Raw genomic sequence first — 23909 nt, 5'->3', positions numbered from 1 at the left:
CGATCAATTAGGCGGCAGCAAGTGATCCCAAAGCACTGGGTCCCCGCCTCCGCGGGGATAAGCGGGGAGAATTACTGGTCGAAAACCTGAACCCCGATCTCGCCGTCGGTGGTCAGCCAGGCGCGCTTCATGCCCTGGCTGTTGTAGGGTTGGGCGATGTTGCCCTCGCGGTCGAGGGCGATCAGGCCGCCGTCGCCGCCCAGACCGCCGATGCGGTCGATGGTCGCCTGCGCGGCTTCGGCCAGCGACTGACCGGCGGCCACGCCGAAGGCAGTGCGCGCGGCGGCGGCGACGCGGATGAAATACTCGCCCTGACCCGTGCAGGAGACGGCGGCGCTGTCGTCGGCCCAGGTGCCGGCGGCGGGGATGGGGGTGTCGCCGACGCGGCCCGGCATCTTGCCGAACACGCCCGCCGTCGAGGTGGCGGCGGCGAGGCGGCCTTCAGAGTCCAGCACGCAGCAGCCGACGGTGCCGTGGCTGAGGCCGCCGGGCGGATGGTTGTCCTCGCCCTTGCCGGCGCGGGTGAACCAGGCCTCTTCGTCGCCGATCGGCTCCAGCCCCTGATCGTGGGCGAACAGGGCGGCGCCTTCGCCGGCCAGCATGACGTGGGGGGTGCGGTCCATCACGGCGCGGGCGGCGACGACGGGGTTGCGGAAGCCTTGCAGGGCGGCGACGGCCCCGGCCTTGCCGCTCGCGCCGTCCATCAGGCTGGCGTCCAGTTCATAGGCCCCGGCCAGGTTGGGCGAGGCGCCGCGCCCGGCGACATAGAGACCGGAGTCTTCGAGCATGACCACGGCCTCGACCGCCACGTCCACGGCCGAGGCGCCGGCGTCCAGCCGCGCCTTCATCGCCTCGACCACCTGGCGCATGTGAACCACCTCGGCGTCGTAGTTGCGCTCGCGCCGGGCGCCGGCGCCGCCGTGGAGGATGAGGGCGGTTCGCGCCATGGTCGTCTCCTGAAAGTCCGTTCGGCCTCTTTGCATCGGGCCGCGCGCTGATTAGCGTCGCAATCGTGTCGGCGCCATGGCCCGACGGGGGATCACGGAAGAAACCAGCATGCGCGCAGTCCTGTCCAAGGCCGTCGGCGGCCCTGATAGCCTTGTCGTCGAGGAGGTCATGGACCCCACGCCCAAGCCGGGCGAGGTGGTGATCGAGGTCAAGGCCGTGGGGATCAACTATCCCGACACCCTGATCATTGAAGACAAGTACCAGTTCCGGCCCGAGCGGCCCTTCGCCCCTGGCGCCGAGGTGGCGGGCGTGGTCGATGCGGTGGGCGAGGGCGTCAAGGGCGTGTTCAAGGGCGACCGCGTCATCGCCGTGCCGGGCTGGGGCGGTCTGGTCGAGCGTCTGGCGGTCCCGGCGTCCAGCCTGATCCCCATGCCCGAGGGCATGAGCTTCGAGGAAGCCGCCGCCCTGACCATGACCTACGGCACCAGCTATTACGCCTTGAAGGACCGGGCGAAGCTGCAGCCGGGCGAGACCCTGCTGGTGCTGGGGGCCGCAGGCGGCGTGGGCGCGGCTGCGGTTGAACTGGGCAAGGCCATGGGCGCGCGCGTCGTCGCCGCCGCCTCGACCAACGACAAGGTCGAGTTCGCGCTCGAACTGGGGGCCGACAACGGCCTGATCTATCCCTCCGGCCCGATGGACAAGGCGGCGCAGAAAACCCTGTCGGGCGAGCTGAAGCTGGCCACGGGTCGCGACGGCGCCGACGTGGTCTATGACGCGGTCGGCGGCGACTACGCCGAGCCGGCGCTGCGGGCGATGGACTGGAACGGCCGCTATCTGGTGGTCGGCTTCCCGGCGGGCATTCCGTCCCTGCCGCTGAACCTGACCCTGCTGAAGTCGGTCTCGGTGATCGGGGTCTTCTGGGGCGCGGCGGTGGCGCGCGATCCCAATGCCCACGCCGCCAACATGGCCGAGCTGATGCAGCTGTGGAAGGATGGCAAGATCAAGCCGCGCGTCAGCCGCACCTATCCGCTGGAGGACGCCCACGACGCCATCAAGGCCCTGGGCGACCGGACGGCCATGGGCAAGATCGTCGTGACGACCGACGAATGAGCGCCGCCCTTCTCGATCCGGCTTTGAAACTGGCGGTGGGCGAGGCTGACTTCGCCGCCGCCGCCGAACGGCTGGCCCGCACCGGTCGCACCCGTGTCCCGGGCCTGTTCGGCGACGGGGCGGAGGCCCTGCACGCCGCCATCCTGGCCCCCGACCAGCCCTGGGTCCGCACCTTTCTCAACCCGCTGGGGGCCGACATCCCCGTGGCCACGCTGGACGCGTCTTCGCCGGAGGATCAGGCCCATGTGACGCAGCAGGCTTACGCCGGGGCGACCGAGGGGCTGCAGTTCCTGTTCGACCGCCTTCGGCTGGGGCCGGCGCGCGAGGCGGGGGCGGCGACGCCCCAGATCCTGTTCGACCTGCTGGACCTGTTCAACACCGAAGCCTTTCTGGATTTCGCGCGGCGTCTGACCGGCGACGACCGCATCGCCTTCTCCGACGGCCAGGTGACGCGCTACCTGCCCGGCCATTTCCTCAACCGGCACAGCGACGCCAATCCGAAGACGGAGCGGCTCTACGCCTATGTGCTGAACCTGTCGCCGGGCTGGCGGGCGGAGTGGGGCGGCCTGCTGCAATTCCTCGACGAGGGCGGCGACATCACCGAGACCTTCGTCCCCAGCTTCGGCGCCCTGAACGTCTTCGCGGTGCCGCAGATGCACGCGGTCTCGACCGTCGCGCCGTTCGCCGGCGGACCGCGCTATTCCGTCACCGGCTGGTGGCGGGCCAAGCCGCTGGAGCGGGGCTAGGCCTCCGCTTCGTCACGGACCTTTTTCAGCGCGGCCTCGGCCTGTTCATGGTGCTTGCGCTTCACGTGGGCGCCGAGGGTGGCCAGGACGGCGGCGATCACCGCCGCGTCGTCGGTGAAGCCGATGCCGGCGAAGACGTCGGGAATGGCGTCGATGGGCATGACGAAATAGGCCAGGGCGCCGAGCATGACCCCCTTGGCCGCCAGCGGCGTCTTGGGATCCTGGGTGGCGTACCAGGCGGCCAGGGCTTGCCCCGCGAAAGGTATGCGCGAGGCCGTGCTGCGCAGTTTGGGCCAGAAGCCCTTGCGGACACGCATCTCATTGACCCTTTGCACTGTGGGGACCAAGGCCTTTTCGGGGTCCATGGCGTCAGTGGGGGAAGCAGGTTTGGCTTTGGCGGTCATGGCCGCTAAATCCTCGCGCAGACACTCGGTTCATCAGAATATAGGGACGATCTCCATGAAACTCGACGGTTCGATTGCGGCGGTGGTGACGGGCGGGGCTTCGGGCCTGGGCGAGGGCACGGCGCGGGCGCTGGCGGCCAAGGGCGTCAAGGTCGCCCTGTTCGACCTGAACGAGGAGCGCGGCGAAGAGATCGCCAAGGAAATCGGCGGCGTCTTCTGCAAGGTGGACGTGACCTCGGACGAGAGCGTCGCCGCTGGCTTCGTCAAGGCCCGCGCCGCTCACGGCCAGGAGCGCCTGACGGTCAACTGCGCCGGCATCGCCACGGGCCAGAAGACCGTCAGCAGGAAGCGCGACACCGGAGAAGTCCGCGCCCACGACATGGCCTCGTTCGAGCGCACCGTCACGATCAACCTGTTCGGCACCTTCCGCGTCCTGTCGCAGTCGGCGCTCGGCATGGTCCAGGCCGAGCCGATGGCTGACGGCGAGCGTGGTCTGATCATCAACACCGCCAGCGTCGCGGCCCAGGACGGCCAGATCGGCCAGGCCGCCTACTCGGCCTCCAAGGGCGGCGTCTACGCCATGACTCTGCCGGTCGCGCGCGATCTGGCCCAGGACGGCGTTCGCGTGAACACCATCCTGCCTGGCATCATGTGGACCCCGATGATGGCCGGCATGGACCAGAAGGTTCAGGACAGCCTGGCCGCCGCCATTCCCTTCCCCAGCCGCCTCGGCACCCCGGCCGACTATGCCTCTCTGGCCCTGCATCTGGCCGAGAACGTCTACATCAACGGCGAGTGCATCCGTCTGGACGGCGCTATTCGCCTGGCGCCGCGCTGATCCTCAGCGTATGAGGCCGCTAACGCTCGCCGCGCGGCGGCTCGCTGCTTGAGCGGGTTGGCGCGGAGTGATCATCCGTAGCGGTCATTTTGGACGGCCCTCGCGGCGCTCCTTTCGGGGGTGTTGCGGGGGCCGTTTTCGTTTGAAATTTCAGAACTATTCGAAAAAATGCAGCGGATTGCAGGAAAATGAAAAAAGGGGGTTGCGCGTTCTGAGAAGGGAAGGCTAAAAGCCCCTCCTCGACGGGGAGCAGCACATCGCTCCCACGGGAATGCGGGCGTAGCTCAGTGGTAGAGCACAACCTTGCCAAGGTTGGGGTCGAGAGTTCGAATCTCTTCGCCCGCTCCAGTCGAGACTGGGAACACGGGGTCCGATCGCAAGATCGGGCCCCGTTTCGCATTTCAGGCCCCTGTCTCGAAAACGTTCAGCTTGCAGACTGATTGTCGCCGGACAGTCGGCAAATCGGCGAATCCTCTTCGCGAAATCGTCGCGTCCGCGTCGCCGCATCCCGTTAGCGACCGCCCCAGACAACCAGAGCCTGATCGCAGGCCGGTGTCGTCGGGGAACAAGACAAATGAAGCTGGGTCTTCTGTTGGGCGCCGCCGTCGCCCCTCTCGCCATTGCGGGCGCGGTCAGCGCCGAAGAAATCGTTCGGACGCCGGACTATAATGACGGGCCGGTCACGGCCCTGACGGAGGTCATCGTCACCGGGCGTCCTGTGCTGCGCAACCGCGCTGACGACGTCGTGCCGACCCTGTCCTACGACCTGGAGTATTTCCAGCGCTTCGAGCCGCTGACCGCAGGCGACGCCTTGAAACGCGTGCCCTCGGTCGCCTTCCTGTCCGATGTGCTGGAGTATGACGGTGTGCGTCTGCGCGGGCTGGACTCGGGATATACGCAGATCCTGATCAACGGCGACCGCGTGCCCGGCGCCGGCGTCGATCGCTCCTTCTTCGTCGACCGCATCCCCGCCGAGTTGATCGAGCGGGTCGAGGTGGTGCGTTCGAGCTCGGCCAATCGTTCGGGCGACGCGGTGGCTGGGGCCATCAACATCGTGCTGCGCGACGCCCTGTCGTTGGACGGCGGCTATGTCCGCGCCGGCGCCCTGATGTTCGACGATAGCGAGTACGGCCAGTGGGGGCAGACGCTCGGCGCCGTCTGGGGCGGCCAGGTCGGGCCAGGCCGTCTGCTGGTCGGCGCCAATATGCAGGACCGCCGCAACCCCAAGTTCAAGTTCAGCGAGCGCTATGACGAGCCGAACGGCGAACTGCAGAACGTCGAGGCCCAGACTGACGTTCGCGACGGCACCGACTATTCGTTCAACGCCGCCTATCAGGTCGATGTGGCCGGCGGCGAACTGGCCCTGTCGGGTCTGTTCGTCCGCACTGACCGCTTCCAGGACGAGGACTCGTTGGAATACGAAGGCGGCGTCCAGACCGAGGCCAACCTGGCGGTGGTCAACGACAACGACCTGGATATCCTGACCGACAACCTGTCGCTGGACGCCCGCTACAGCCGCGACATGTTCGGGGGCAAGACCAAGATCAAGCTCGGCTACGCCATGATCGACGACGATCAGTACGAGTTCGAGTACGAGTCGGAATACCTGCGCGACGGCACGCCCTATCCGGATGAGGACCGCTTCACCGCCGACGCTGCGGACACCCGGATCAAGGACGAGGAATGGTCGGGCGCTGTCGAGCACCAGCGCGACCTGTCCGGCGCGACGCTGGAGTTCGGCGTCCAGTGGGCCATGAAGGAGCGCGACAGCCTGATAGCCGAGGCCCCGCGCATCCGCTTCAACGTGCCGAACGCGCCGGGCGTGCGGCCGGTGGTTCCCCCCTTCGGCGCCTTTGAAGCCGTTCCCGGCGGCGACAGCCTGATCGAGGAAACCCGTGTCGACCCCTATGTCATGCTGTCGGGCGATCGCGGCGCGCTGAAATGGGAAGCGGGCCTGCGCTATGAGACCACGGACATCACCATCACCGACGAGACGGCGGACGCCGCCGACCGCGTGACCGAGACCGACTATGGCTTCCTGCTGCCCTCGGCCAGCGTGCGGTATCGCCTGAACGACACCGACCGCCTGACCGTCTCTGCGGCGCGCACCGTGCGTCGTCCCAGTTTCGACCGCCTGTCGCCCGCTGCTCTCGAGGAAGAATTCGGCGATAGCGACTTCATCGGCAATCCGAACCTGAAGCCGGAATCGGCCTGGGGCGTGGACGTCGGTTTCGAGCGCCAGCTTGGCCGTCGCGGGGTGATCGGCGTCAACGCCTTTTACCGCTCGATCTCGGACCTGGTGGAAGAGGTCAATACCGGCGCCGAAGGCAGCGCTGGCGAAGGGACCTTCATCTACACCGTCGACAACGTCGGCGACGGCAAGGTCTGGGGCGTCGAGTTCGACCTGTCGACGCCGCTGGACTTCATCGGCATGGAGACGACCGGCGTCTTCCTCAACTACTCGTGGCTGGACAGCGAGGTCGAGGACTTCATGGGGACCCGCCGGTTCAACAGCCAGTCGGACTATGTGCTGAACTTCGGCTTCACCCACGACATCCCGACCTGGGGCGCGGCCTTCGGCGCCACCTATCGGAAGCAGGGCGAGGCCGCAGCCCGCGTCCTGGCCGAAGAGGTCCGCACCTCCTACGGCGCCGACCTGGAGGTCTTCCTGGAGAAGCGCGTCGCCAGCAATATCGTGGTGCGCCTGACCGGGTCCAACCTGCTGGACGCCTCCAAGGACGAGGTCTTCGACAAGTTCGGCAACGTCGAGGATCAGATCGACCGCAAGTACGACGAATATGAGCTGGAAACTGAAAAGGGCGGACCCGTCTATCAACTGGTCGCCCGTATGGCCTTCTGAGGCTTCTGAAATCTGCGATGGAGGGCCGGGCGGCGACGCCCGGCCCTTTGGCGTTTCAGCCTATGGGGCGTCTTTGGCTTTCGTCGGCATGGCCCCCGCCGTGATCACGGCCTATATGGACCGTGGCGGTTGACCCCGCCGGGGTCGGCGCTAGTGTCCGCGCCGCTCCTTCCCAGCGCCAGACCGATCAGAGGATATCCATGGCCGACGCCGCTCCCCAGACCTACGACGTAGTGATCATCGGCGGCGGGCCGGGCGGCTACAACGCCGCCATTCGCGCCGGCCAGCTGGGTTTGAAGGTCGCCATCATCGAAATGCGCGCCACCCTGGGCGGCACCTGCCTGAACGTCGGCTGCATGCCGTCCAAGGCCCTGCTGCACGCCTCGGAGCTGTATGAGGCCGCCAACACCGAATTCGCCGGCATCGGCATCGAGGTGAAGCCCAAGCTGAACCTGGCCCAGATGCACAAGGCTAAGGACGACAGCGTCGAAGCCCTGACCAAGGGCATCGAGTTCCTGATGAAGAAGAACAAGGTCGTCTGGCTGAAGGGCCGCGGCCGTATCGCCGGGCCGAACAAGGTCGAGGTCGAGGCCGCCGACGGCGCCAAGACGACTTACGACGCCAAGAATATCGTCATCGCCACCGGCTCCGAGCCGACCCCGCTGCCGGGCGTGGCCTTCGAGGACGGCAAGGTCATCGACTCGACCGGCGCCCTCTTCCTGCCCAAGGTGCCCAAGCATCTGATCGTCATCGGCGCGGGCGTCATCGGTCTGGAGCTGGGCTCGGTCTGGCGCCGTCTGGGCGCGCAAGTGACCGTGGTCGAGTTCCTCGACAAGGTCGGCGCCGGCATGGACGCCGAGGTCGCCACCGCCTTCCAGCGCGGCCTGACCAAGCAGGGCATGACCTTCCGCATGGGCACGAAGGTGACCGGCGCGACCTCGACCAAGGACGGCGTCGAGCTGACGCTGGAGCCTTCGGCCGGTGGCGCGGCCGAAACCCTGAAGGGCGACGTGGTTCTGGTGGCCATCGGCCGCCGTCCCTACACTGCCGGTCTGGGTCTGGAGACGGTCGGCATCGAGACCGACAAGCGCGGCGTCATCCCCAACGACCACTTCAAGACCACGGCGCCCGGCGTCTGGGTCATCGGCGACGTCACCTACGGCCCCATGCTGGCGCACAAGGCCGAGGAAGACGCCGTGGCCGTGATCGAACTGATCGCGGGCAAGGCCGGTCACGTCGACTACGACCTGGTCCCCAGCGTCATCTACACCGGCCCGGAAGTGGCCTGGGTCGGCAAGAACGAAGAGCAGCTGAAGGCCGCGGGCGTCGCCTTCAAGAAGGGCAAGTTCCCCTTCGCCGCCAACAGCCGCGCCAAGATCAACCACGAGACCGAGGGCTTCGTGAAGGTCCTGGCCGACGCCACGACCGACAAGGTCCTGGGCGTCCACATCTATGGCCCCTCGGCCGGCGAACTGATCGGCGAGGCCTGCATCGCCATGGCCTTCGGCGGCTCGTCGGAAGACATCGCCCGCACCTGCCACTCCCACCCGACCCGCTCGGAAGCCGTCCGCCAGGCGGCCATGGCTGTCGAAGGCTGGGCCATGCAGGCCTAAGGCTCAGGCCCTCAGCCCGAACGCATCACGGCGCGCTCCGCAAGGGGCGCGCCGTTTTCGTTGGGGGGCTCCGCCGTTTAGAACAGCCAGCGCAATCGCGGCGTATAGCGCGTCGATTGAGGGGAAACGGACACTTCGGTATAGTTGATGAACACGCCCGATCCCGGGCCGCCCGCGCCGCTCACATAGGCCTCGACGGCTGACTGAGAAACCACCTCGCCGTCGCGGCAGACGGGTTCAACCTGACCGAGATTACAGCGGACAAAGACCAAGGGGCCACGTCCAGCAGCCCCCGGGGCGCCGCTTCCCCGGAAGGCGACCCCGGTTCCGTCGAATGGGTCGTAATGGAGCCAGCGGCCCTCGAACTTGACCCAAGTCAGAAGTGGGGTGTGTTCCGACAGATCAAGCAGTCCGAGGCGTCCCGTTTCGCCGTCAATCAAGGCCAGCCGATAGCCTGCGTGGCGGGATGAGACTCTTAGATCGGCCTTCGTCTGATGAATGCGTAGCGGCTCGGCATCGGTGGTGTGCAACTCCAGAGTATAGGCGGCGCCGCCGGGGACAGGCTGAATACGCGTCAAAAGCACGACGGGCCGTCCGTTGGGACCGATCAGGCACCGCGTGAAACCCAGCGTAAGGTGGCCGATGCTGCTGGCTTCGTTCCCCGTGACATCGATTTGAAGGTCAGGCGGTAGGTTGATTGCATCGCGAACAGGCCGCCCTCTCAGGTCATGAGCCGTGATCCTGTAGCCGTCATGTTGGGGGCGGTCGGAGCGCGCCGCCAGTAAGCAGTCACCGGCGGAGTTGACCTCGATGGCGTCGACATCTCCCGCGCCTTCGAGCTCCTCGACGGATACGGTTCCTGCCAGAAGATTGATCGACATGAGGGAGGCGGGCCTGCCATCCGATCCGGCGGATCGGAACCCGCCCACGTTCAGGCTGGACTCACTGTCCTCTATCGCTGCGGCGTCTAATAGAAAGGCCTCGGAAATCAGACTATCGGGCGATCCGAAGTGAAAGATCGGCAGACGACCGTCGTCGCACCCAAACGCGATCAGTCCATGGCGTTTCGAATAGGCTAGGGGAGCGGGACACTTGGTTTTCACGACGCCGAGCGGCGTCTGGACATTCGCCTCGTACGCAGGTTCGCTCTTGGCGCAGCCGGTAAGGCCAAGCGCGATGCTGAAGGCTGCGATGGCAAGAGGTGAAGGAGTACGCATAACGTCAAGCTACCAGCTTCGCATGTAGGGCTGTAGCTGATCTTGCACGGCGGCGTGCTCGCGAGGCCTCGCAATCTCGCCCTCGCGCAACCATGTCCTTTGCCGGATTTCTTTATCAGCACCGGATCGCCCCCATGGACCTTCAACTCACCGGCAGGCGCGCCCTGATCTGCGGCGGCTCCAGCGGCCTGGGACAGGCTGTGGCGAAGGCATTGGTGGCCGAGGGGGCGCATGTGGCCCTGTTGTCGCGCGATGCGGTCAAGCTGCAGGCCGTGGCCGATGAGCTGAACGCCATGGGGCCGGGCAAGGCGGTCATCGCCCCCGCCGATCTGGCGGATCATGAGGGTCTGTTGGCGGCGGTGGATGTGGCCGAAGCCGCCCTGGGCGGGCCGATCCAGATTCTGCTGAACAACACCGGCGGGCCGCCGCCGTCGGGGGTGAACGGGCTGGAGCCCTCGGTCTGGCGCGACCATTTCGAGTCCATGGTGCTGTCGGTGTTTCGCCTGACCGACCGGGTGCTGCCGGGGATGCGGGCCATGGGCTGGGGGCGCATCCTCAACGTCGCCTCCATCACCGTGATCGAGCCGGTCGGGACGCTGGGCGTGTCCAACACCCTGCGCGCCTCGGTGGCGGCCTGGGCCAAGACCCTGGCGGGCGAGGTCGCGGCCAATGGGGTGACGGTCAACACCCTGTTGCCGGGCCGTATCGACACCCCGCGCATCGAACGCCTGGACGCCGCTCGCGCCGCCGCCACGGGCGTCGAGCCCGCCGAGGCGCGCGCGGAATCCGTCAAGTCCATCCCGGCAGGCCGCATCGGCACGACCGAAGAGTTCGGCGCCGTCGTCGCCTTCCTGACCAGTCCGCTGGCGGGCTATGTCACCGGCTCGCTGATCCGTGTGGACGGCGGGGCGGTCAAGGCCGTCTAGCCGCGCGGGTGCGCGTCCGCATAGGCGGCCAGCAGGCGGGCGGCGTCGACCTGGGTGTATTTCTGGGTGGTTGAGAGACTGGCGTGGCCCAGCAGTTCCTGGATCGAACGCAGGTCGGCCCCGGCCCCCAGCAGGTGGGTGGCGAAGCTGTGGCGCAGCGCATGGGGCGTGGCCGAGGCGGGCAGGCCCAGACGCCCTCGCAGCCGCTGGACCGTGGCCTGGACGTGACGGGGGCTTAAGGGACCGCCGCGCTTGGCGCGGAACAGGGACTGGTCCGCTTCAAGGATGAAGGGCTGCAGCGCCAGATAGGCGTCCACCGCCTCGCGGACCTGGGGCAGGACCGGGGCCAGCCGCATCTTGTCGCCCTTGCCGGTGATGCGCAGGGCGTCGGGCAGGGGGGCGTCCGACCGCTTCAGCGTCAGGGCCTCGGAAATCCGCAGCCCGCAGCCGTAGAGCAGGGTCAGGACGGCGCGGTCGCGCGCGGCCTCCCACGGTTCGGCGTCGGGGTCGGCCTCGGGTTCGTGCAGCAGGCCCATGGCCTGATCCTCCGTGACCGGGCGGGGCAGGGACGGCTTGACGCGCGGGCCGCGCACCAAGGCCAGCTGCGGCGCAGGCGTGCCGCAGCGCCGGTCGAGGAAGACGTGAAAACCGCGAATGGCGGCCAGGGTCTGGCTGAGCGAGCGGGCGTTCAGCGGGCGGTCGCCGCTTCTGCGCTCGGCCAGATGGGCGCGGACCTCGGCGGCGGTGACGGCGCCGAGATCGGCCAGCCTCTGCGGCCCGCCGCGATGGCGCTCCAAAAAGGCCACGTAGTGACGGCCTATGTGGCCATAGGCCTCCAGCGTGCGCGGCGACAGGCGACGCTCGTGCGCCAGATGCTCGAGCCAGGCGAGGAGGGCCTGATCGGCTGTCAGGCCTGCGTCGGCCATCGCTCGGCCATGCGTTCCACCACGCGGGTGATGAAGGCCACCAGTTCGCAGCCCATGGCCGGGGTGAAACCGTCGTCCTCGTGCGAGCCGAAGGCACACAGGGCGGGGCGTGCGCCGTCTGCGCCGGGCAGGTGCAGGCTCATCCGCACCAGGGCCACGGACTTCACCTCGCCCTCGGCGGGGCCGAACAGGTCCAGACCGGTGAAGTTGGGACCGAGCCATTCCAGACCGTCGTCGCCCAGAAGCGCATCGACGCGGCCCGGCTCCAGCGGCTTCCAGCCGAAGGGCACGAGGCCGGGCTTTTCGATAGCGATGGCGCCGCCAGCCAGACCGAAGCGGGCTTGCGAGGTGGCGTCCAACTGACGCGACAGCTCGGCGTGGCTGGTCGCCTCCATCAGGTCCAGAGCCGAGACGTGGGTCTGGGTCTGGGCGGCGAAGTTGGCGCGGGCGATCTCTTCGATCTGTTTGCGGGCTCCGGCCTCGCGCTGGACCACGGCCTCCAGCCGGGTCAGGGCCGCGCGACCGAAATCGACCACGTTGCGGCCCGTGGCGCGCAGGCCGAGTTCTTCCAGCAGGGTGCGGTCGTCCAGCAGACGATCGGGATGGGCGTTCAGCCAGGCCCGCACCTCGGGCCAGTGAAGGCCCTCGGCGGCGTCAGAAGAGAGGTCCAGGGAAGTGCTCAAGCGGACCTCTTTTGCGGGTCGGGGTTACAGAATCGACTGACCGGTCTTGCCCCAGTCCGCCAGGAAGGCATCAAGCCCCTTGTCGGTTAACGGGTGCTTTACCAAGGCCTTGAAAGTGTCAGCCGGCAAGGTGGCGGCGTCGGCGCCGGCGAGGGCGGCGGCGGTGACGTGGTCAGGGTTGCGCAAGCTGGCGGCCAGGATTTCGGTGTCGAAATCATGGATGTCGTAGAGGGCGCGGATTTCCTCCAGCAGGCCCACGCCGTCGGCGCCGACGTCTTCCAGACGACCGACGAAGGGCGAGATGAAGGTGGCGCCCGCCTTGGCGGCCAGCATGGCCTGGGCGGCGGAGAAGCAGAGGGTGACGTTGGTCTTGATCCCCTTGTCCGCGAAGGCCCGCGTGGCGCGCAGCCCGTCCCAGGTCAGGGGCAGCTTGACGACCACGTTAGGGGCGATGGCGGCCAGCTTGTCGCCCTCCTTCACCATGGTCTCGAAATCGGTCGCCACGGCCTCGGCGGAAATCGGCCCCTCGACGAGGGCGCAAATCTCAGCGATGACCTCGGCGATGTTCCGACCCGACTTGGCGATCAGCGACGGATTGGTGGTGACGCCGTCCACCATCCCGGTGGGCAGCATGTCCTTGATGACGGCGACGTCGGCGGTGTCGAGAAAGAGTTTCATGCCTGGGATGCTAGCCCTTTGGGACGCGCGGTGAAAGTCGCCTCCGTCCTCATTCCCCTGCCGGTGCCCGAAGCCTTCGATTACGAGGTCCCGGAGGGGCTGACGGCTGTGCGCGGCGATCAGGTGACCGTGCCCCTGGGGCCGCGCCTGATCCGGGGCGTGGTGGCCGAGGTGTTCGAGACGACCGGCTCGAACCGGCGGCTCAAGGCGATCGATCAGGTAGTCAGCGAACACCGCCTGCCGGAGCGGACGCTGACATTCGTCGAATGGGCGGCGCGCTGGACGCTCAGCCCGCCGGGCGAGATGGCGGCGACGGCCTTGAAGGGCCTGCGCGCGCCCCGGCCTCGACCCGAGCGGCGGGTCAAGCGGGTCGAAGGCCGCAGCCCCGCCCGCCCCACGGCGACGCGGACGGCGGTGCTGGAGGCTCTGGGCCATCGGTCGATGACCGGCGCCGATCTGGCCCGCGCGGCCAATGTCTCGACCGGCGTGGTCAAGGGCCTGGTCGACGAGGGCGTGCTGACGGTCATCGAGATCGAGGCCGTCGCCGTCTTCGACGCCCCCGATCCCGACCATGCCCCCGCGACCCTGAACCCGGATCAGGCGGCCTCGGCGACGGCCATTGCGGAGGCCGTGGCCAAGGGCGGCTTCGCCCCCTTCCTGCTGGACGGCGTGACCGGCTCAGGCAAGACCGAGGCCTATCTGGAGGCGGCGGCGCGGGCGCTGCGGCATGATCCCACCGCCCAGGTGTTGATCCTGCTGCCCGAAATCGCCCTGACCCAGGCCCTGATCGAGCGGATCACCGCCCGCTTTGGCGCAGCCCCGGCGGAATGGCATTCTGGCGTGACCCCGCCGAAGCGCCGTCAGGTCTGGGAGGCGGTGGTCGCCGGGCGCTGCAACATCGTGGTCGGGGCGCGCTCGGCCCTGTTCCTGCCCTACGCCAACCTGAAGCTGGTGGTGGTGGACGAGGAGCACGACGGCTCGTTCAAGCAGGAAGAGGGTCTGGTCTATCACGGCCGCGACCTGGCCGTGGCGCGCGGGCGGATCGAGGGGGCGACCGTGGTCCTGGCCTCGGCCACGCCGTCGCTGGAGACCCTGTGGAACGCCCGGCAGGGCCGCTACGGCTGGCTGAAGCTGGCGGCGCGTCACGGGGCGGCGGTCCTGCCTGACATCGACCTGATCGACCTGCGCACCTGTCCGCCCGACCCGCAGACCTGGCTGTCGCAGCCGTTGCGCGACGCCATTGGCGAGACCTTTGCGCGGGGCGAACAGAGCCTGCTCTTCCTCAACCGGCGCGGCTACGCCCCCGTGGTCCTGTGCCGCGCCTGCGGTCACCGACTGACGGCGCCCGACACCGACAGCTGGCTGGTCGAGCATCGCTATACCGGGCGGCTGGTCTGTCATCTGACCGGCTTCTCGATGATGAAGCCCAAGCTCTGTCCCTCGTGCGGGGCCGAGGACTCCCTGGTGCCGGTGGGGCCGGGGGTCGAACGGGTCGAGGAGGAGGTGCGCCGGCTGTTCCCCGAGGCGCGGACCGCCATCTTCAGCTCCGACACCGTGCCGGACGGCGCCTCAGCCCGCGCCCTGATCCAGTCGATGGCCGAGGGCGAGATCGACATCCTGGTGGCCACTCAGGCCGCCGCCAAGGGCCACAACTTCCCGCGTCTGACGCTTGTGGGGGTGGTGGACGCGGACCTGGGCCTGCGCGGCGGCGACCTCCGAGCGGCGGAACGCACCTATCAGCTCCTGGCCCAGGCCACGGGGCGGGCGGGGCGGGCGGACAAGCCCGGCCGCGCCCTGTTGCAGACCTGGACGCCCGAGCATCCGGTGCTGATGGCCCTGGCGGCGGGCGACCGCGACGCCTTCGTCGAGGCCGAGATGGGCGAGCGCGAGGCGGCGTCCCTGCCGCCGCATGGGCGTCTGGCGGCGATCATCCTGTCCAGCGAGAACGCCATGGCGGTGGAAAAGGTCGCCCGCGATCTGGCCGAGGCCATTCCCAACGCCGAGCGGCTGGAGGTCTATGGCCCTGCCGATGCGCCCCTGGCCCTGGTGCGCGGGCGGCGGCGCAAGCGGCTGCTGGTCCGGGCCGATCGCGACGTGAACCTGCAGGCCTTCCTGCGCGCCTGGCTGGGCCGGGTGAAGGTGCCGGCGTCCGTGCGGCTGACGGTGGACGTGGACCCCTACAGTTTCCTCTGAGCGAAGGGCGCTATCGCTCGCGACGCGGTCGCTCGCTGCTTGAGCGCAGAACCGCTCCATAGCCGCCGTCATCCTCGGGCTTGACCCGAGGATCAGGTTGTCCGCCTGCGCAACATGGAAACAGTTGAGTGCGCCGCTTCGCCCGATCCTCGGGTCAAGCCCGAGGATGACGGAGAGGTAAGGGGGGGCGGTCAGCGGGGCCCGGTCAGCGGGGCCCGGTCAGCCTGATCTCGAACAGGCTGGGCCAGTTCTTGCCGGTGACGAACAGGCGGCGGTGCTTATCGTCCCAGGCGATGCCGTTCAGGACGTCGTCGTTCGGGTCCTTGATCGTTCCCGCAGGCAAGAGGCCGCTGAGGTCGATGATCCCGACCACGCGACCCGAGGCCGGGTCGATGCGGACGATGTAGTGGGTCTGCCAGACATTGGCCCAGACCTCGCCGTCGATCCATTCCAGCTCGTTCAGCTGGCGCACCGGGCGGCCGTTCACGGTGACGGCGACGCGGCCCGTCTCGGCGAAGGTCACGGGATCGAGGAAGCGCAAGGCGGCTGAGCCGTCCGACAGGATCAACCGCGATCCATCGTAGGTCAGGCCCCAGCCTTCGCCCGCATAGGTGAAGCGGGACATCTGGCTCAGGTCGGCGGTGTTCCAGACGAAGCCGACGCCGTTGTTCCAGGTCAGGGTGATGAGGCGGCCGTCGATCTCGGTCAGGCCTTCGCCGAAATATTCGGGGGCGAGTTCGTGCTTTTGCAGCACGACGCCGTCTTCCAGACGCACACGGCGAACGCTGGACGGGGCGCGGCCCGTGCTTTCCAGCAGCACGCCGTCGCGAATGACCAACCCTTGCGTGAAGGCGGTCGGGTCGTGGGGGAAGGTCCGCACCACCTCGTAGCCATATACCGGCGGTCGGGTGTCAGGCGCGGGGGAAGCAGAAGAGGCGGCCGGCCCCGACGATTGCGCCGCCGCCGACGCGGGAAGCGCCAGCAGAAGCATCGTCAGGACCGGCCAGAGACGCACGATCAGACGCCGGGCTCGGCGGTTTCAGCCTTGTTCAGCGCCGCCTGGGCGGCTTCTGCGGCCTTTTCCTTTTTGACCTGCGCATTGCGCGACCACATGTTCAGCACCTCGACCAGGGCCGAGAAGGCCATGGCGGCGTAGATGTAGCCCTTGGGCACGTGAACGCCGAAGCCGTCGGCGATCAGCACGGCGCCGATCATCAGCAGGAAGCCCAGGGCCAGCATGACGATGGTCGGGTTCTTGTCGATGAAGTTTGCCAGGGGGTCCGAGGCCAGCAGCATGACCAGGACGGCGATGACCACGGCCACCATCATGATGGGCACGTGATCCGTCATGCCGACGGCGGTCAGGATGGAGTCGATCGAGAAGACCAGGTCCAGCAGGATGATCTGGAAGATGGCCGAGCCGACGTTGTTGATGACGACGTCCTTCTTGTCCTTCTCCAGCATGTCGTTCGACGGGGTGACGTCGACGGCGTGGTGGATTTCCTTGGTGGCTTTCCACACCAGGAAGAGACCGCCGGCGATCAGGATCAGGTCGCGCCAGCTGAAGGCGGTGTCGAAGCTCTCGCCGTGGATGCCCAGGTCGAAGACGGGGGCCGTCAGGCCGACGATCCAGCCGATGGCGGCCAGAAGACCCAGGCGCATGACCAGGGCCAGCCCGATGCCGATGCGGCGGGTGCGCTGGCGATGCTCGGGCGGCAGCTTGTTCGACAGGATCGAGATGAAGATCAGGTTGTCGATGCCGAGCACGACCTCCATGACCACCAGGGTCACGAGGGCGGCCCAGGCGGCGGGGTCGCTCAGCAGGGGGGTTATGCTTTCAAGCATCGGGGTTCCTGAATGTGATGTAGGTCGTAAGCGGTAACGGGATCGTGAGGTTGCATCAAGCGGGCGCGGATGGCGACGTCGTCGCACCCGGCACGTCGGAGACCAGGGCGCCGGGGCCGCCGCCGGTCATGACCGCGTCGCGGACGGCGGCGTGATTGGCCAGGCTCTGGGCCTCGACATAGATGCGCCCCGCCTGCGGATAGGCGGCGCGGATGGTCTGCTCCAGTCGGGCGACCGTGGCCTCGACCTCGGCGGCGGTCAGGTCGTCCTGAAAATCGAGGCTGAGAGCGACCAGGATTTCGGTCGGTCCGAAATGCATGGTGCGCAGGTCGTTCAGGCCGACCACGCCCGGCTCGGCCTCGGCCAGGGCGGCGATGCCCTGCCGCGTGGCGGGATCGGCGCCTTCCCCGGTCAGCAGGCTCTGGCTCTCATAGGCCAGGAAGCCGGCGGTGATGGCCAGGACCACGCCGATGGCCACCGAGGCGACGCCGTCGATGATGGGAAGACTGAAGACCTGGCTGGCGACCACCCCGATCAGGGCGATGATCAGGCCGGTGAGGGCGGCGGTGTCCTCGAACAGGACGGTGAAGATGGTGGGGTCCTTGCTGTCCTGCACCGAGCGGAGCAGGGGGCGACCGGCTCTTTCCTTGTTGAAGGCCTTCAGCGCCACCCACCAGGACCCGCCTTCGAACAGGATGGCCAGGCCCAGGACCACATAGTTGACCCAGGGGTTCTCGATCGGCTCGGGCGCGCGGATGCGTTCGATCCCATGCTGGATGGAAATGACGGCGCCCAGGCCGAAGATCATCACCGAGACGACGAAGGTGTAGAAATAGAGCTGCAGCCCGTGGCCGAAGGGGTGGGTCTCATTGGCTGGGCGGGCCGATCGCTTTAGGCCGATCAGCAGCAGAATCTGATTGCCGGTGTCGACCGACGAATGGATGGCTTCACTCATCATCGCCGAGCTGCCGGTGAAGACGGCGGCGGCGAACTTGGTTACGGCAATGGCCGTATTGCCTGCCAGAGCGGCGAAGATGACGTTCTTTGAAGTCGAGGCGGCCATCGGAACCCCTTGCAGCGCGCAAAAAAGAGCGCTGGTGCGACCTTATCGTTCCGCCCGCGTACGTTGCGACCCGGGACCTTGCGTGCTATCAGCCGCCCGGCTTTAGCGAAGGATGCATCGAAAGATGTGTCCCAAGCGTGCTTTCTACAAGCAAATCAAGCCCTTGTCTGGCGCGAGAGATCGCGGCCGGACTCGACCCAAACGCTTCAAATCGCGGACCTTTATTACGTGGCGGACGATTTCAGAACGACGGCAGTCGGCGAACGGTATGCTCAGGCGCTGTTCGACCTCTCGCAAGAGACGGGGGCGCTCGACGCCGTGCGCGGCGATCTCGCCGTGTTGAAGGCGGCGTGGCTGGACAGCGCCGACCTGCGCCGTCTCGCCCAATCGCCGGTAATTTCCGCCGATGACCAGGGCAAGGGCCTGGCGGCCATCGCCGAGAAGGCGAAGCTCAACGGCGTGACCAAGAAGTTCCTGGGTCTGCTGGCTGAAAACGGCCGCGCTCGCGATCTGCCCGGCGTGATCGCCGGCTTCCAGGCGCTGTACGCCAGGGAGAGCGGCGTCGTGGCCGCCGAGGTCGTTTCGGCCCTGCCGTTGTCGGCGGCCCAGACCAAGAGCATTCAGTCGGCCCTGCGCGCGTCGCTGGGTCGCGATCCCGAACTGACCGCCCGCGTCGATCCGTCGATCCTGGGCGGCCTGAAGGTCAAGGTGGGCTCGAAACTGTTCGACGCCTCGCTGAAGACCAAGCTCGATCAGATGAAGTTCGCCCTCAAGCGCGCTTAAGCCCCGAATTCCAAGTTCAAGCCGGGCCAGCGGGCCCGCACCGAAGACGAAAGCCAGAGAGCCCACCATGGACATCCGCGCCGCCGAAATCTCGGCCATCCTCAAGTCGCAGATCGCCAACTTCGGCGTTGAAGCCGACGTTTCCGACGTCGGCCAAGTGCTGTCGGTCGGCGACGGCATCGCCCGCATCCACGGTCTGGACAATGTCCAGGCCGGTGAAATGGTCGAATTCCCCAAGGCCGGCGTGAAGGGCATGGCCCTGAACCTTGAGCGCGACAACGTCGGCGCCGTGATCTTCGGCGCCGATGCGCAGATCGCCGAGGGCGATGAAGTCCGCCGTCTGGGCGAGATCGTGGACGTGCCGGTCGGCAAGGGCCTGCTGGGCCGCGTCGTCAACCCGCTGGGCGAGCCGATCGACGGCAAGGGCCCGATCCAGTTCACCGAGCGTCGCCGCGTCGACGTCAAGGCGCCGGGCATCATCCCGCGTAAGTCGGTTCACGAGCCGATGCAGACCGGCCAGAAAGCGATCGACACCCTGATCCCCGTCGGCCGCGGCCAGCGCGAGCTGATCATTGGCGACCGTCAGGTCGGCAAGACCGCCATCGCCATCGACACCATCCTGAACCAGAAGAACGTCAACAAGTCGGACGACGAGTCGGCGAAGCTCTACTGCATCTACGTCGCCATCGGCCAGAAGCGCTCGACGGTGGCCCAGATCGTCAAGACCCTGGAAGAGTCCGGCGCTCTGGAATACACCATCGTCGTCGCCGCCACGGCTTCGGAGCCGGCCCCGCTGCAGTTCCTGGCCCCGTTCGCCGGCACCGCCATGGGCGAGTTCTTCCGCGACAACGGCATGCACGCCCTGATCGTCTATGACGACCTGTCGAAGCAGGCCGTGGCCTATCGTCAGATGTCGCTGCTGCTGCGCCGTCCGCCGGGCCGTGAAGCCTATCCGGGCGATGTCTTCTACCTGCACAGCCGCCTGCTGGAGCGTTCGGCCAAGCTGAACGAGGACTACGGCTCGGGTTCGATGACCGCTCTGCCGATCATCGAAACCCAGGCTAACGACGTCTCGGCCTACATCCCGACCAACGTGATCTCGATCACCGACGGCCAGATCTTCCTGGAATCGGACCTCTTCTACCAAGGCATCCGTCCGGCTGTGAACGTCGGCATCTCGGTGTCGCGCGTCGGTTCCTCGGCCCAGATCAAGGCCATGAAGCAGGTCGCCGGTTCGATTAAGGGCGAGCTGGCCCAGTATCGTGAAATGGCCGCCTTCGCCAAGTTCGGCTCGGACCTGGACGTCTCGACCCAGAAGCTGCTGGCGCGCGGCGCCCGCCTGACCGAGCTGTTGAAGCAGCCGCAGTACTCGCCGCTGGCCGTCGAAGAGCAGGTCGTGTCGATCTACGCCGGCACGCGCGGCTACCTGGACAACGTGGCCGTGTCGGACATCGGCCGCTTTGAAAGCGAGCTGCTGGCCCGCGTCCACTCCAACCACGCGTCGCTGCTCGAAGGCATCCGCACCAAGAAGGCCCTGACCCCGGAGCTCGAAGGCGAGCTCAAGGACATCCTGGCCGCCTTCGCCAAGACCTTCGCCTAAGCACTGACCAGAGAGCGAGAGTAGCGCCGGATGGCCAGCCTTAAGGAAATGCGCAATCGGATCGGAAGCGTCAAAGCGACGCAGAAGATCACGAAGGCCATGCAGATGGTCGCAGCGGCCAAGCTGAAGCGTGCGCAGGAGCAGGCGGAGAACGCTCGCCCCTACGCCACGCGGATGGCCTCGGTCATCGCCAACCTGGCGGCCGGCGTCGGCGACGACGGCCCGCGCCTGATGACCGGCACCGGCGCCGACCAGAAGCACCTGGTCGTCGTCGCCACGGCCGACAAGGGCCTGGCGGGCGGTTTCTCGACCAACGTCACCCGCGCCGCGCGGGACCACATCAACAGCCTGATCGCCAACGGCAAGACGGTCGAGATCGTGGCCGTCGGCCGCAAGTCGCGCGACCAGCTGAGCCGCCTGTTCGGCGACAAGGTCGTCAAGACCTTCGAGCTGAGCGAGCACAAGACGGTGGGTCTGCACTCGGCCCAGCCGATCGCTGAACTGCTGGCCGAGAAGTTCGAGGCGGGCGAGGCCGACACGGTCACCCTCTTCTACAGCCAGTTCAAGTCGGTGATCTCGCAGGTTCCGTCGTCACGCCAGCTGGCCCCGACCGAAGTCGAGGCCGAGGTCGCGGCCGATGCGGGGGCGCTCTACGAATACGAGCCGTCCGAGGAGGAAATCCTCGAGACCCTGCTGCCGCGCAACCTGACGACGCAGATCCTGGCCGCCCTGCTGGAGAACCAGGCTGGTTTCTTCGGCGCGCAGATGGCCGCAATGGACAACGCCACGCGCAATGCGGGCGACCTCATCAACAGCTTGACGCTCCAATACAACCGCAAACGCCAGGCCCAGATCACAACCGAGCTGATCGAGATCATCGCCGGCGCCGAAGCGCTCTGATCCCGACCTGCCAGACATTCCGATACGGACACGCACGATGACCGACACCACCGCCCCGAAGAAAACCGCAGCCAAGAAGCCGGCCGCTCCCAAGAAGGCAGCCGCCGTCGCCGCCGTCGCTGGCTCGGGCAAGATCGCCCAGGTCATCGGCGCCGTCGTCGACATCGAGTTCACCGGCGCTCTGCCGGCGATCCTGAACGCGCTGGAAACCCAGAACATCGACCAGAAGACGGGCCAGCCCTTCACCCTGGTTCTCGAAGTCGCCCAGCACCTGGGTGAGAACATGGTCCGCGCCATCGCCATGGACACCACCGAAGGCCTGACCCGCGGTCAGCCCGTCGTGGACACCGGCAAGTCGATCATGGCCCCGGTCGGCCCGGGCACGCTCGGCCGCATCATGAACGTCGTCGGCCAGCCGATCGACGAAGCCGGTCCGATCCAGACCACGGAATACCGTCCGATCCACCGCGAGGCTCCGAGCTTCGAGGAGCAATCGACCTCGTCGGAAATCCTGGTCACGGGCATCAAGGTCATCGACCTGATCTGCCCCTACACCAAGGGCGGCAAGACCGGCCTGTTCGGCGGCGCCGGCGTCGGCAAGACCGTGACCATGCAGGAACTGATCAACAACATCGCCAAGGCCTACGGCGGTTATTCGGTTCTGGCCGGCGTGGGTGAGCGCACCCGTGAAGGCAACGACCTGTATCACGAGATGATCGAGTCCAACGTGAACGTGGACCCGGCCAAGAACAACGGCTCGACCGAAGGCTCCAAGTGCGCCCTGGTTTACGGCCAGATGAACGAGCCCCCCGGCGCCCGCGCCCGCGTCGCCCTGACCGGCCTGTCGATCGCAGAATATTTCCGCGACGAAGAAGGCAAGGACGTTCTGCTGTTCGTCGACAACATCTTCCGCTTCACGCAGGCCGGTTCGGAAGTGTCGGCTCTGCTGGGCCGCATCCCGTCGGCCGTGGGTTATCAGCCGACGCTGGCCACCGAGATGGGCAACCTGCAAGAGCGCATCACCTCGACCAAGAAGGGCTCGATCACCTCGGTCCAGGCCATCTACGTTCCCGCCGACGACCTGACCGACCCGGCGCCCGCCGCCTCGTTCGCTCACTTGGACGCGACGACCGTTCTGAACCGCGACATCGCGGCCCAGGCCATCTTCCCGGCCGTGGACCCGCTCGACTCGACCTCGCGCATCATGGACCCGCTGGTCATCGGTGAAGAGCACTACACCGTCGCTCGCCGCGTTCAGGAAATCCTGCAGCAGTACAAGTCGCTGAAGGACATCATCGCCATCCTGGGCATGGACGAGCTGTCGGAAGACGACAAGCTGGTCGTGTCGCGCGCTCGCAAGATCAGCCGCTTCCTGTCGCAGCCCTTCTTCGTGGCCGAGCAGTTCACCAACTCGCCGGGCAAGTTCGTCGAGCTGAAGGACACCATCCGCTCGTTCAAGGGCATCGTCGACGGCGAGTACGACCACCTGCCGGAAGCCGCCTTCTACATGGTCGGCGCCATCGAAGAAGCCGTCGAAAAGGCGGCCAAGATGGCCGCGGAAGCCTAAACCATGGCCGGCAAGCTGAACTTCTCCCTGGTCGCCCCGGAACGCGAAATCTTCGCGGGCTCGGTCGATCAGGTCGACGCCCCGGGCGTCGAGGGCGATTTCGGCGTCCTGCCGGGCCACGCCCCCTTCATGACCACCCTGCGCGAAGGCGTGGTGACGGTCTATGACGGCGCCCAGCGTCGTCGCTTCGACGTCAAGGGCGGCTTCGCCGACGTCAACGGCGAGGGTCTGAGCATCCTGGCCGAAGAAGCCTCGGAAATCGTCGAGGGCTAAGCCCTCTGCGATGCCGACAAGATCAGGCCCCTCGCTTCGGCGGGGGGCCTTTTTCTTTGCTCCACAATTCATCGTCGCCCCGGCCGAGAGCCGGGGCCGCCAAAGGCGCCGTCGTTATGATGTGGCGTTTTGGGCGGTCCCGGACAGCGGCTGCGCCGCTTCCGGGATGACGGGTGTGTGGTCAGCTCTTCGGCAGGGTCTCGAAGGCCGCCGCCACTTGCTGATAGACCTGGCGTTTGAAGGGCACGATCAGGTCGGGCGTTTCCTCCAGCGCGCCCCAGCGCCAGGCGTCGAACTCCGGCTCGCCGTGGGCGGCCAGGTCGAACTCGCTGTCGTCGCCAGTGAAGCGGTAGGCGAACCAGACCTGTTTCTGGCCCTTGAAGCCCTTCCAGGCCTTCGGCCCGCCCATGCCTTCGGGGAAGTCATAGACGATCCAGTCCCCGGTGCGACCCAGCAGTTCGACGGAGCGCACGCCAGTCTCCTCCTGCAGTTCGCGCAGCGCAGCCGCTTCCAGATCCTCGCCCTCGTCGACGCCGCCCTGCGGGAACTGCCAGTTCCATGGCTCGGGCGTGTTCGCCCGACGGCCCAGCCAGACCTGCCCGGCGGTGTTGAACAGGACGACCCCGACATTGGGACGATAGGCGGAGAGATCGGTCTGGCTCATCCCTCCCGATTACGCCCCGGCGCGACGGCCCGCCAGCCGTAACCGGGCCTTAAGCGGGCGGGGACTAGGAGA

The 23909-nt window shown here is 67.3% G+C and carries 22 protein-coding genes and 1 tRNA gene; 13 read left to right on the top strand and 10 right to left on the bottom strand.

Going from position 1 to position 23909, the window contains the following annotated elements; translation table 11 throughout:
• Positions 1 to 71 precede the first annotated feature (71 nt).
• The gene (locus tag HNP51_RS02075) at positions 72 to 947 is read right to left on the bottom strand and encodes an isoaspartyl peptidase/L-asparaginase family protein (protein WP_184266513.1); all 876 of its coding nucleotides are present in this window, start codon (positions 945 to 947) and stop codon (positions 72 to 74) included.
• 109 nt (positions 948 to 1056) lie between these two features.
• On the opposite strand from HNP51_RS02075, the gene HNP51_RS02070 reads away from it, so the two are divergent.
• Positions 1057 to 2058, top strand: coding sequence for an NADPH:quinone oxidoreductase family protein (locus tag HNP51_RS02070; RefSeq protein WP_184266510.1), 1002 nt, complete (start codon positions 1057 to 1059; stop codon positions 2056 to 2058).
• The gene (locus HNP51_RS02065; RefSeq protein WP_184266507.1) at positions 2055 to 2804 is read left to right on the top strand and encodes a 2OG-Fe(II) oxygenase family protein; all 750 of its coding nucleotides are present in this window, start codon (positions 2055 to 2057) and stop codon (positions 2802 to 2804) included. The genes HNP51_RS02070 and HNP51_RS02065 overlap by 4 nt, the downstream gene beginning before the upstream one ends.
• On the opposite strand, the gene HNP51_RS02060 is transcribed toward HNP51_RS02065, so the two are convergent.
• Positions 2801 to 3208 (bottom strand): YkvA family protein, encoded by a 408-nt coding sequence (locus HNP51_RS02060; RefSeq protein WP_184266504.1) that lies wholly within the window; start codon positions 3206 to 3208, stop codon positions 2801 to 2803. The two genes, HNP51_RS02065 and HNP51_RS02060, sit on opposite strands and share 4 nt — an antisense overlap.
• Before the next feature lie 55 nt (positions 3209 to 3263).
• Here HNP51_RS02060 and HNP51_RS02055 point away from each other — a divergent pair, with 55 nt between their 5' ends.
• The 4 genes from HNP51_RS02055 (at position 3264) to lpdA (ending at position 8519) form a co-directional block, all read left to right on the top strand.
• Entirely contained in the window at positions 3264 to 4046 is a 783-nt protein-coding gene (locus tag HNP51_RS02055) for an SDR family oxidoreductase (protein ID WP_184266502.1), read from the top strand.
• Positions 4047 to 4319: 273 nt separating this feature from the next.
• Positions 4320 to 4394: transfer RNA gene (locus tag HNP51_RS02050), tRNA-Gly, on the top strand.
• A 226-nt stretch (positions 4395 to 4620) separates the two neighbouring features.
• Entirely contained in the window at positions 4621 to 6906 is a 2286-nt protein-coding gene (locus tag HNP51_RS02045) for a TonB-dependent siderophore receptor (RefSeq protein WP_184266500.1), read from the top strand.
• A gap of 200 nt (positions 6907 to 7106) precedes the next feature.
• The gene (gene lpdA / locus HNP51_RS02040) at positions 7107 to 8519 is read left to right on the top strand and encodes a dihydrolipoyl dehydrogenase (RefSeq protein ID WP_184266497.1); all 1413 of its coding nucleotides are present in this window, start codon (positions 7107 to 7109) and stop codon (positions 8517 to 8519) included.
• Between the two features lie 77 nt (positions 8520 to 8596).
• Here lpdA and HNP51_RS02035 read toward each other — a convergent pair whose 3' ends face one another.
• On the bottom strand, positions 8597 to 9736 hold the full coding sequence (locus tag HNP51_RS02035; protein WP_184266494.1) for a hypothetical protein: 1140 nt from the start codon (positions 9734 to 9736) through the stop codon (positions 8597 to 8599).
• Positions 9737 to 9870: 134 nt separating this feature from the next.
• On the opposite strand from HNP51_RS02035, the gene HNP51_RS02030 reads away from it, so the two are divergent.
• Positions 9871 to 10662, top strand: coding sequence for an SDR family oxidoreductase (locus tag HNP51_RS02030; RefSeq protein WP_184266491.1), 792 nt, complete (start codon positions 9871 to 9873; stop codon positions 10660 to 10662).
• Here the strand turns inward: HNP51_RS02030 and HNP51_RS02025 are convergent.
• Genes HNP51_RS02025 through fsa form a run of 3 tightly spaced genes read right to left on the bottom strand, consistent with a single transcriptional unit; the run spans position 10659 to position 12949 of the window.
• Complete coding sequence (locus HNP51_RS02025) at positions 10659 to 11588, bottom strand: tyrosine recombinase XerC (RefSeq protein WP_184266488.1); 930 nt, start codon at positions 11586 to 11588, stop codon at positions 10659 to 10661. The two genes, HNP51_RS02030 and HNP51_RS02025, sit on opposite strands and share 4 nt — an antisense overlap.
• The gene (locus HNP51_RS02020) at positions 11570 to 12271 is read right to left on the bottom strand and encodes a DUF484 family protein (protein ID WP_184266486.1); all 702 of its coding nucleotides are present in this window, start codon (positions 12269 to 12271) and stop codon (positions 11570 to 11572) included. Before HNP51_RS02020 ends, HNP51_RS02025 begins: the two co-directional genes overlap by 19 nt.
• 24 nt (positions 12272 to 12295) lie before the next feature.
• Positions 12296 to 12949, bottom strand: coding sequence for a fructose-6-phosphate aldolase (gene fsa / locus HNP51_RS02015; RefSeq protein ID WP_184266483.1), 654 nt, complete (start codon positions 12947 to 12949; stop codon positions 12296 to 12298).
• A 30-nt stretch (positions 12950 to 12979) separates the two neighbouring features.
• On the opposite strand from fsa, the gene HNP51_RS02010 reads away from it, so the two are divergent.
• On the top strand, positions 12980 to 15142 hold the full coding sequence (locus tag HNP51_RS02010; protein ID WP_184266481.1) for a primosomal protein N': 2163 nt from the start codon (positions 12980 to 12982) through the stop codon (positions 15140 to 15142).
• 205 nt (positions 15143 to 15347) lie between these two features.
• On the opposite strand, the gene HNP51_RS02005 is transcribed toward HNP51_RS02010, so the two are convergent.
• The 3 genes from HNP51_RS02005 to HNP51_RS01995 are packed head-to-tail and all read right to left on the bottom strand — an operon-like array spanning position 15348 to position 18050.
• Positions 15348 to 16133, bottom strand: coding sequence for a glutaminyl-peptide cyclotransferase (locus HNP51_RS02005; RefSeq protein ID WP_184267521.1), 786 nt, complete (start codon positions 16131 to 16133; stop codon positions 15348 to 15350).
• A gap of 26 nt (positions 16134 to 16159) precedes the next feature.
• A complete protein-coding gene (locus tag HNP51_RS02000) occupies positions 16160 to 16987 on the bottom strand; it encodes a TerC family protein (RefSeq protein WP_184266478.1) in 828 nt (275 codons plus the stop codon).
• A 55-nt stretch (positions 16988 to 17042) separates the two neighbouring features.
• Positions 17043 to 18050 carry a cation diffusion facilitator family transporter gene (locus HNP51_RS01995; protein WP_184266475.1) on the bottom strand — a complete coding sequence of 336 codons (1008 nt, stop codon included), beginning with the start codon at positions 18048 to 18050 and terminating at the stop codon, positions 17043 to 17045.
• A gap of 228 nt (positions 18051 to 18278) precedes the next feature.
• Between HNP51_RS01995 and HNP51_RS01990 the strand changes: the two genes are divergently transcribed.
• From HNP51_RS01990 to HNP51_RS01970, 5 genes are all read left to right on the top strand, one after another.
• The gene (locus HNP51_RS01990; protein ID WP_184266472.1) at positions 18279 to 18833 is read left to right on the top strand and encodes a F0F1 ATP synthase subunit delta; all 555 of its coding nucleotides are present in this window, start codon (positions 18279 to 18281) and stop codon (positions 18831 to 18833) included.
• A gap of 67 nt (positions 18834 to 18900) precedes the next feature.
• A complete protein-coding gene (atpA, locus tag HNP51_RS01985; RefSeq protein WP_184266469.1) occupies positions 18901 to 20433 on the top strand; it encodes a F0F1 ATP synthase subunit alpha in 1533 nt (510 codons plus the stop codon).
• A gap of 30 nt (positions 20434 to 20463) precedes the next feature.
• Complete coding sequence (locus HNP51_RS01980) at positions 20464 to 21333, top strand: F0F1 ATP synthase subunit gamma (protein WP_184266466.1); 870 nt, start codon at positions 20464 to 20466, stop codon at positions 21331 to 21333.
• A 37-nt stretch (positions 21334 to 21370) separates the two neighbouring features.
• The gene (gene atpD / locus HNP51_RS01975; protein WP_184266463.1) at positions 21371 to 22900 is read left to right on the top strand and encodes a F0F1 ATP synthase subunit beta; all 1530 of its coding nucleotides are present in this window, start codon (positions 21371 to 21373) and stop codon (positions 22898 to 22900) included.
• A 3-nt stretch (positions 22901 to 22903) separates the two neighbouring features.
• Positions 22904 to 23173 (top strand): ATP synthase F1 subunit epsilon, encoded by a 270-nt coding sequence (locus HNP51_RS01970; RefSeq protein WP_114816749.1) that lies wholly within the window; start codon positions 22904 to 22906, stop codon positions 23171 to 23173.
• Positions 23174 to 23354: 181 nt separating this feature from the next.
• Here HNP51_RS01970 and HNP51_RS01965 read toward each other — a convergent pair whose 3' ends face one another.
• Positions 23355 to 23837: an RNA pyrophosphohydrolase gene (locus HNP51_RS01965; RefSeq protein ID WP_184266460.1), complete on the bottom strand. Its 483-nt coding sequence runs from the start codon at positions 23835 to 23837 to the stop codon at positions 23355 to 23357.
• Positions 23838 to 23909 lie beyond the last annotated feature (72 nt).

It is taken from the genome of Brevundimonas bullata (genome assembly GCF_014207965.1).
Taxonomy (GTDB): domain Bacteria; phylum Pseudomonadota; class Alphaproteobacteria; order Caulobacterales; family Caulobacteraceae; genus Brevundimonas; species Brevundimonas bullata_A.
Note: the sequence above shows the minus strand (reverse complement) of the source record. Positions and strands in the feature narration are given on the sequence as shown.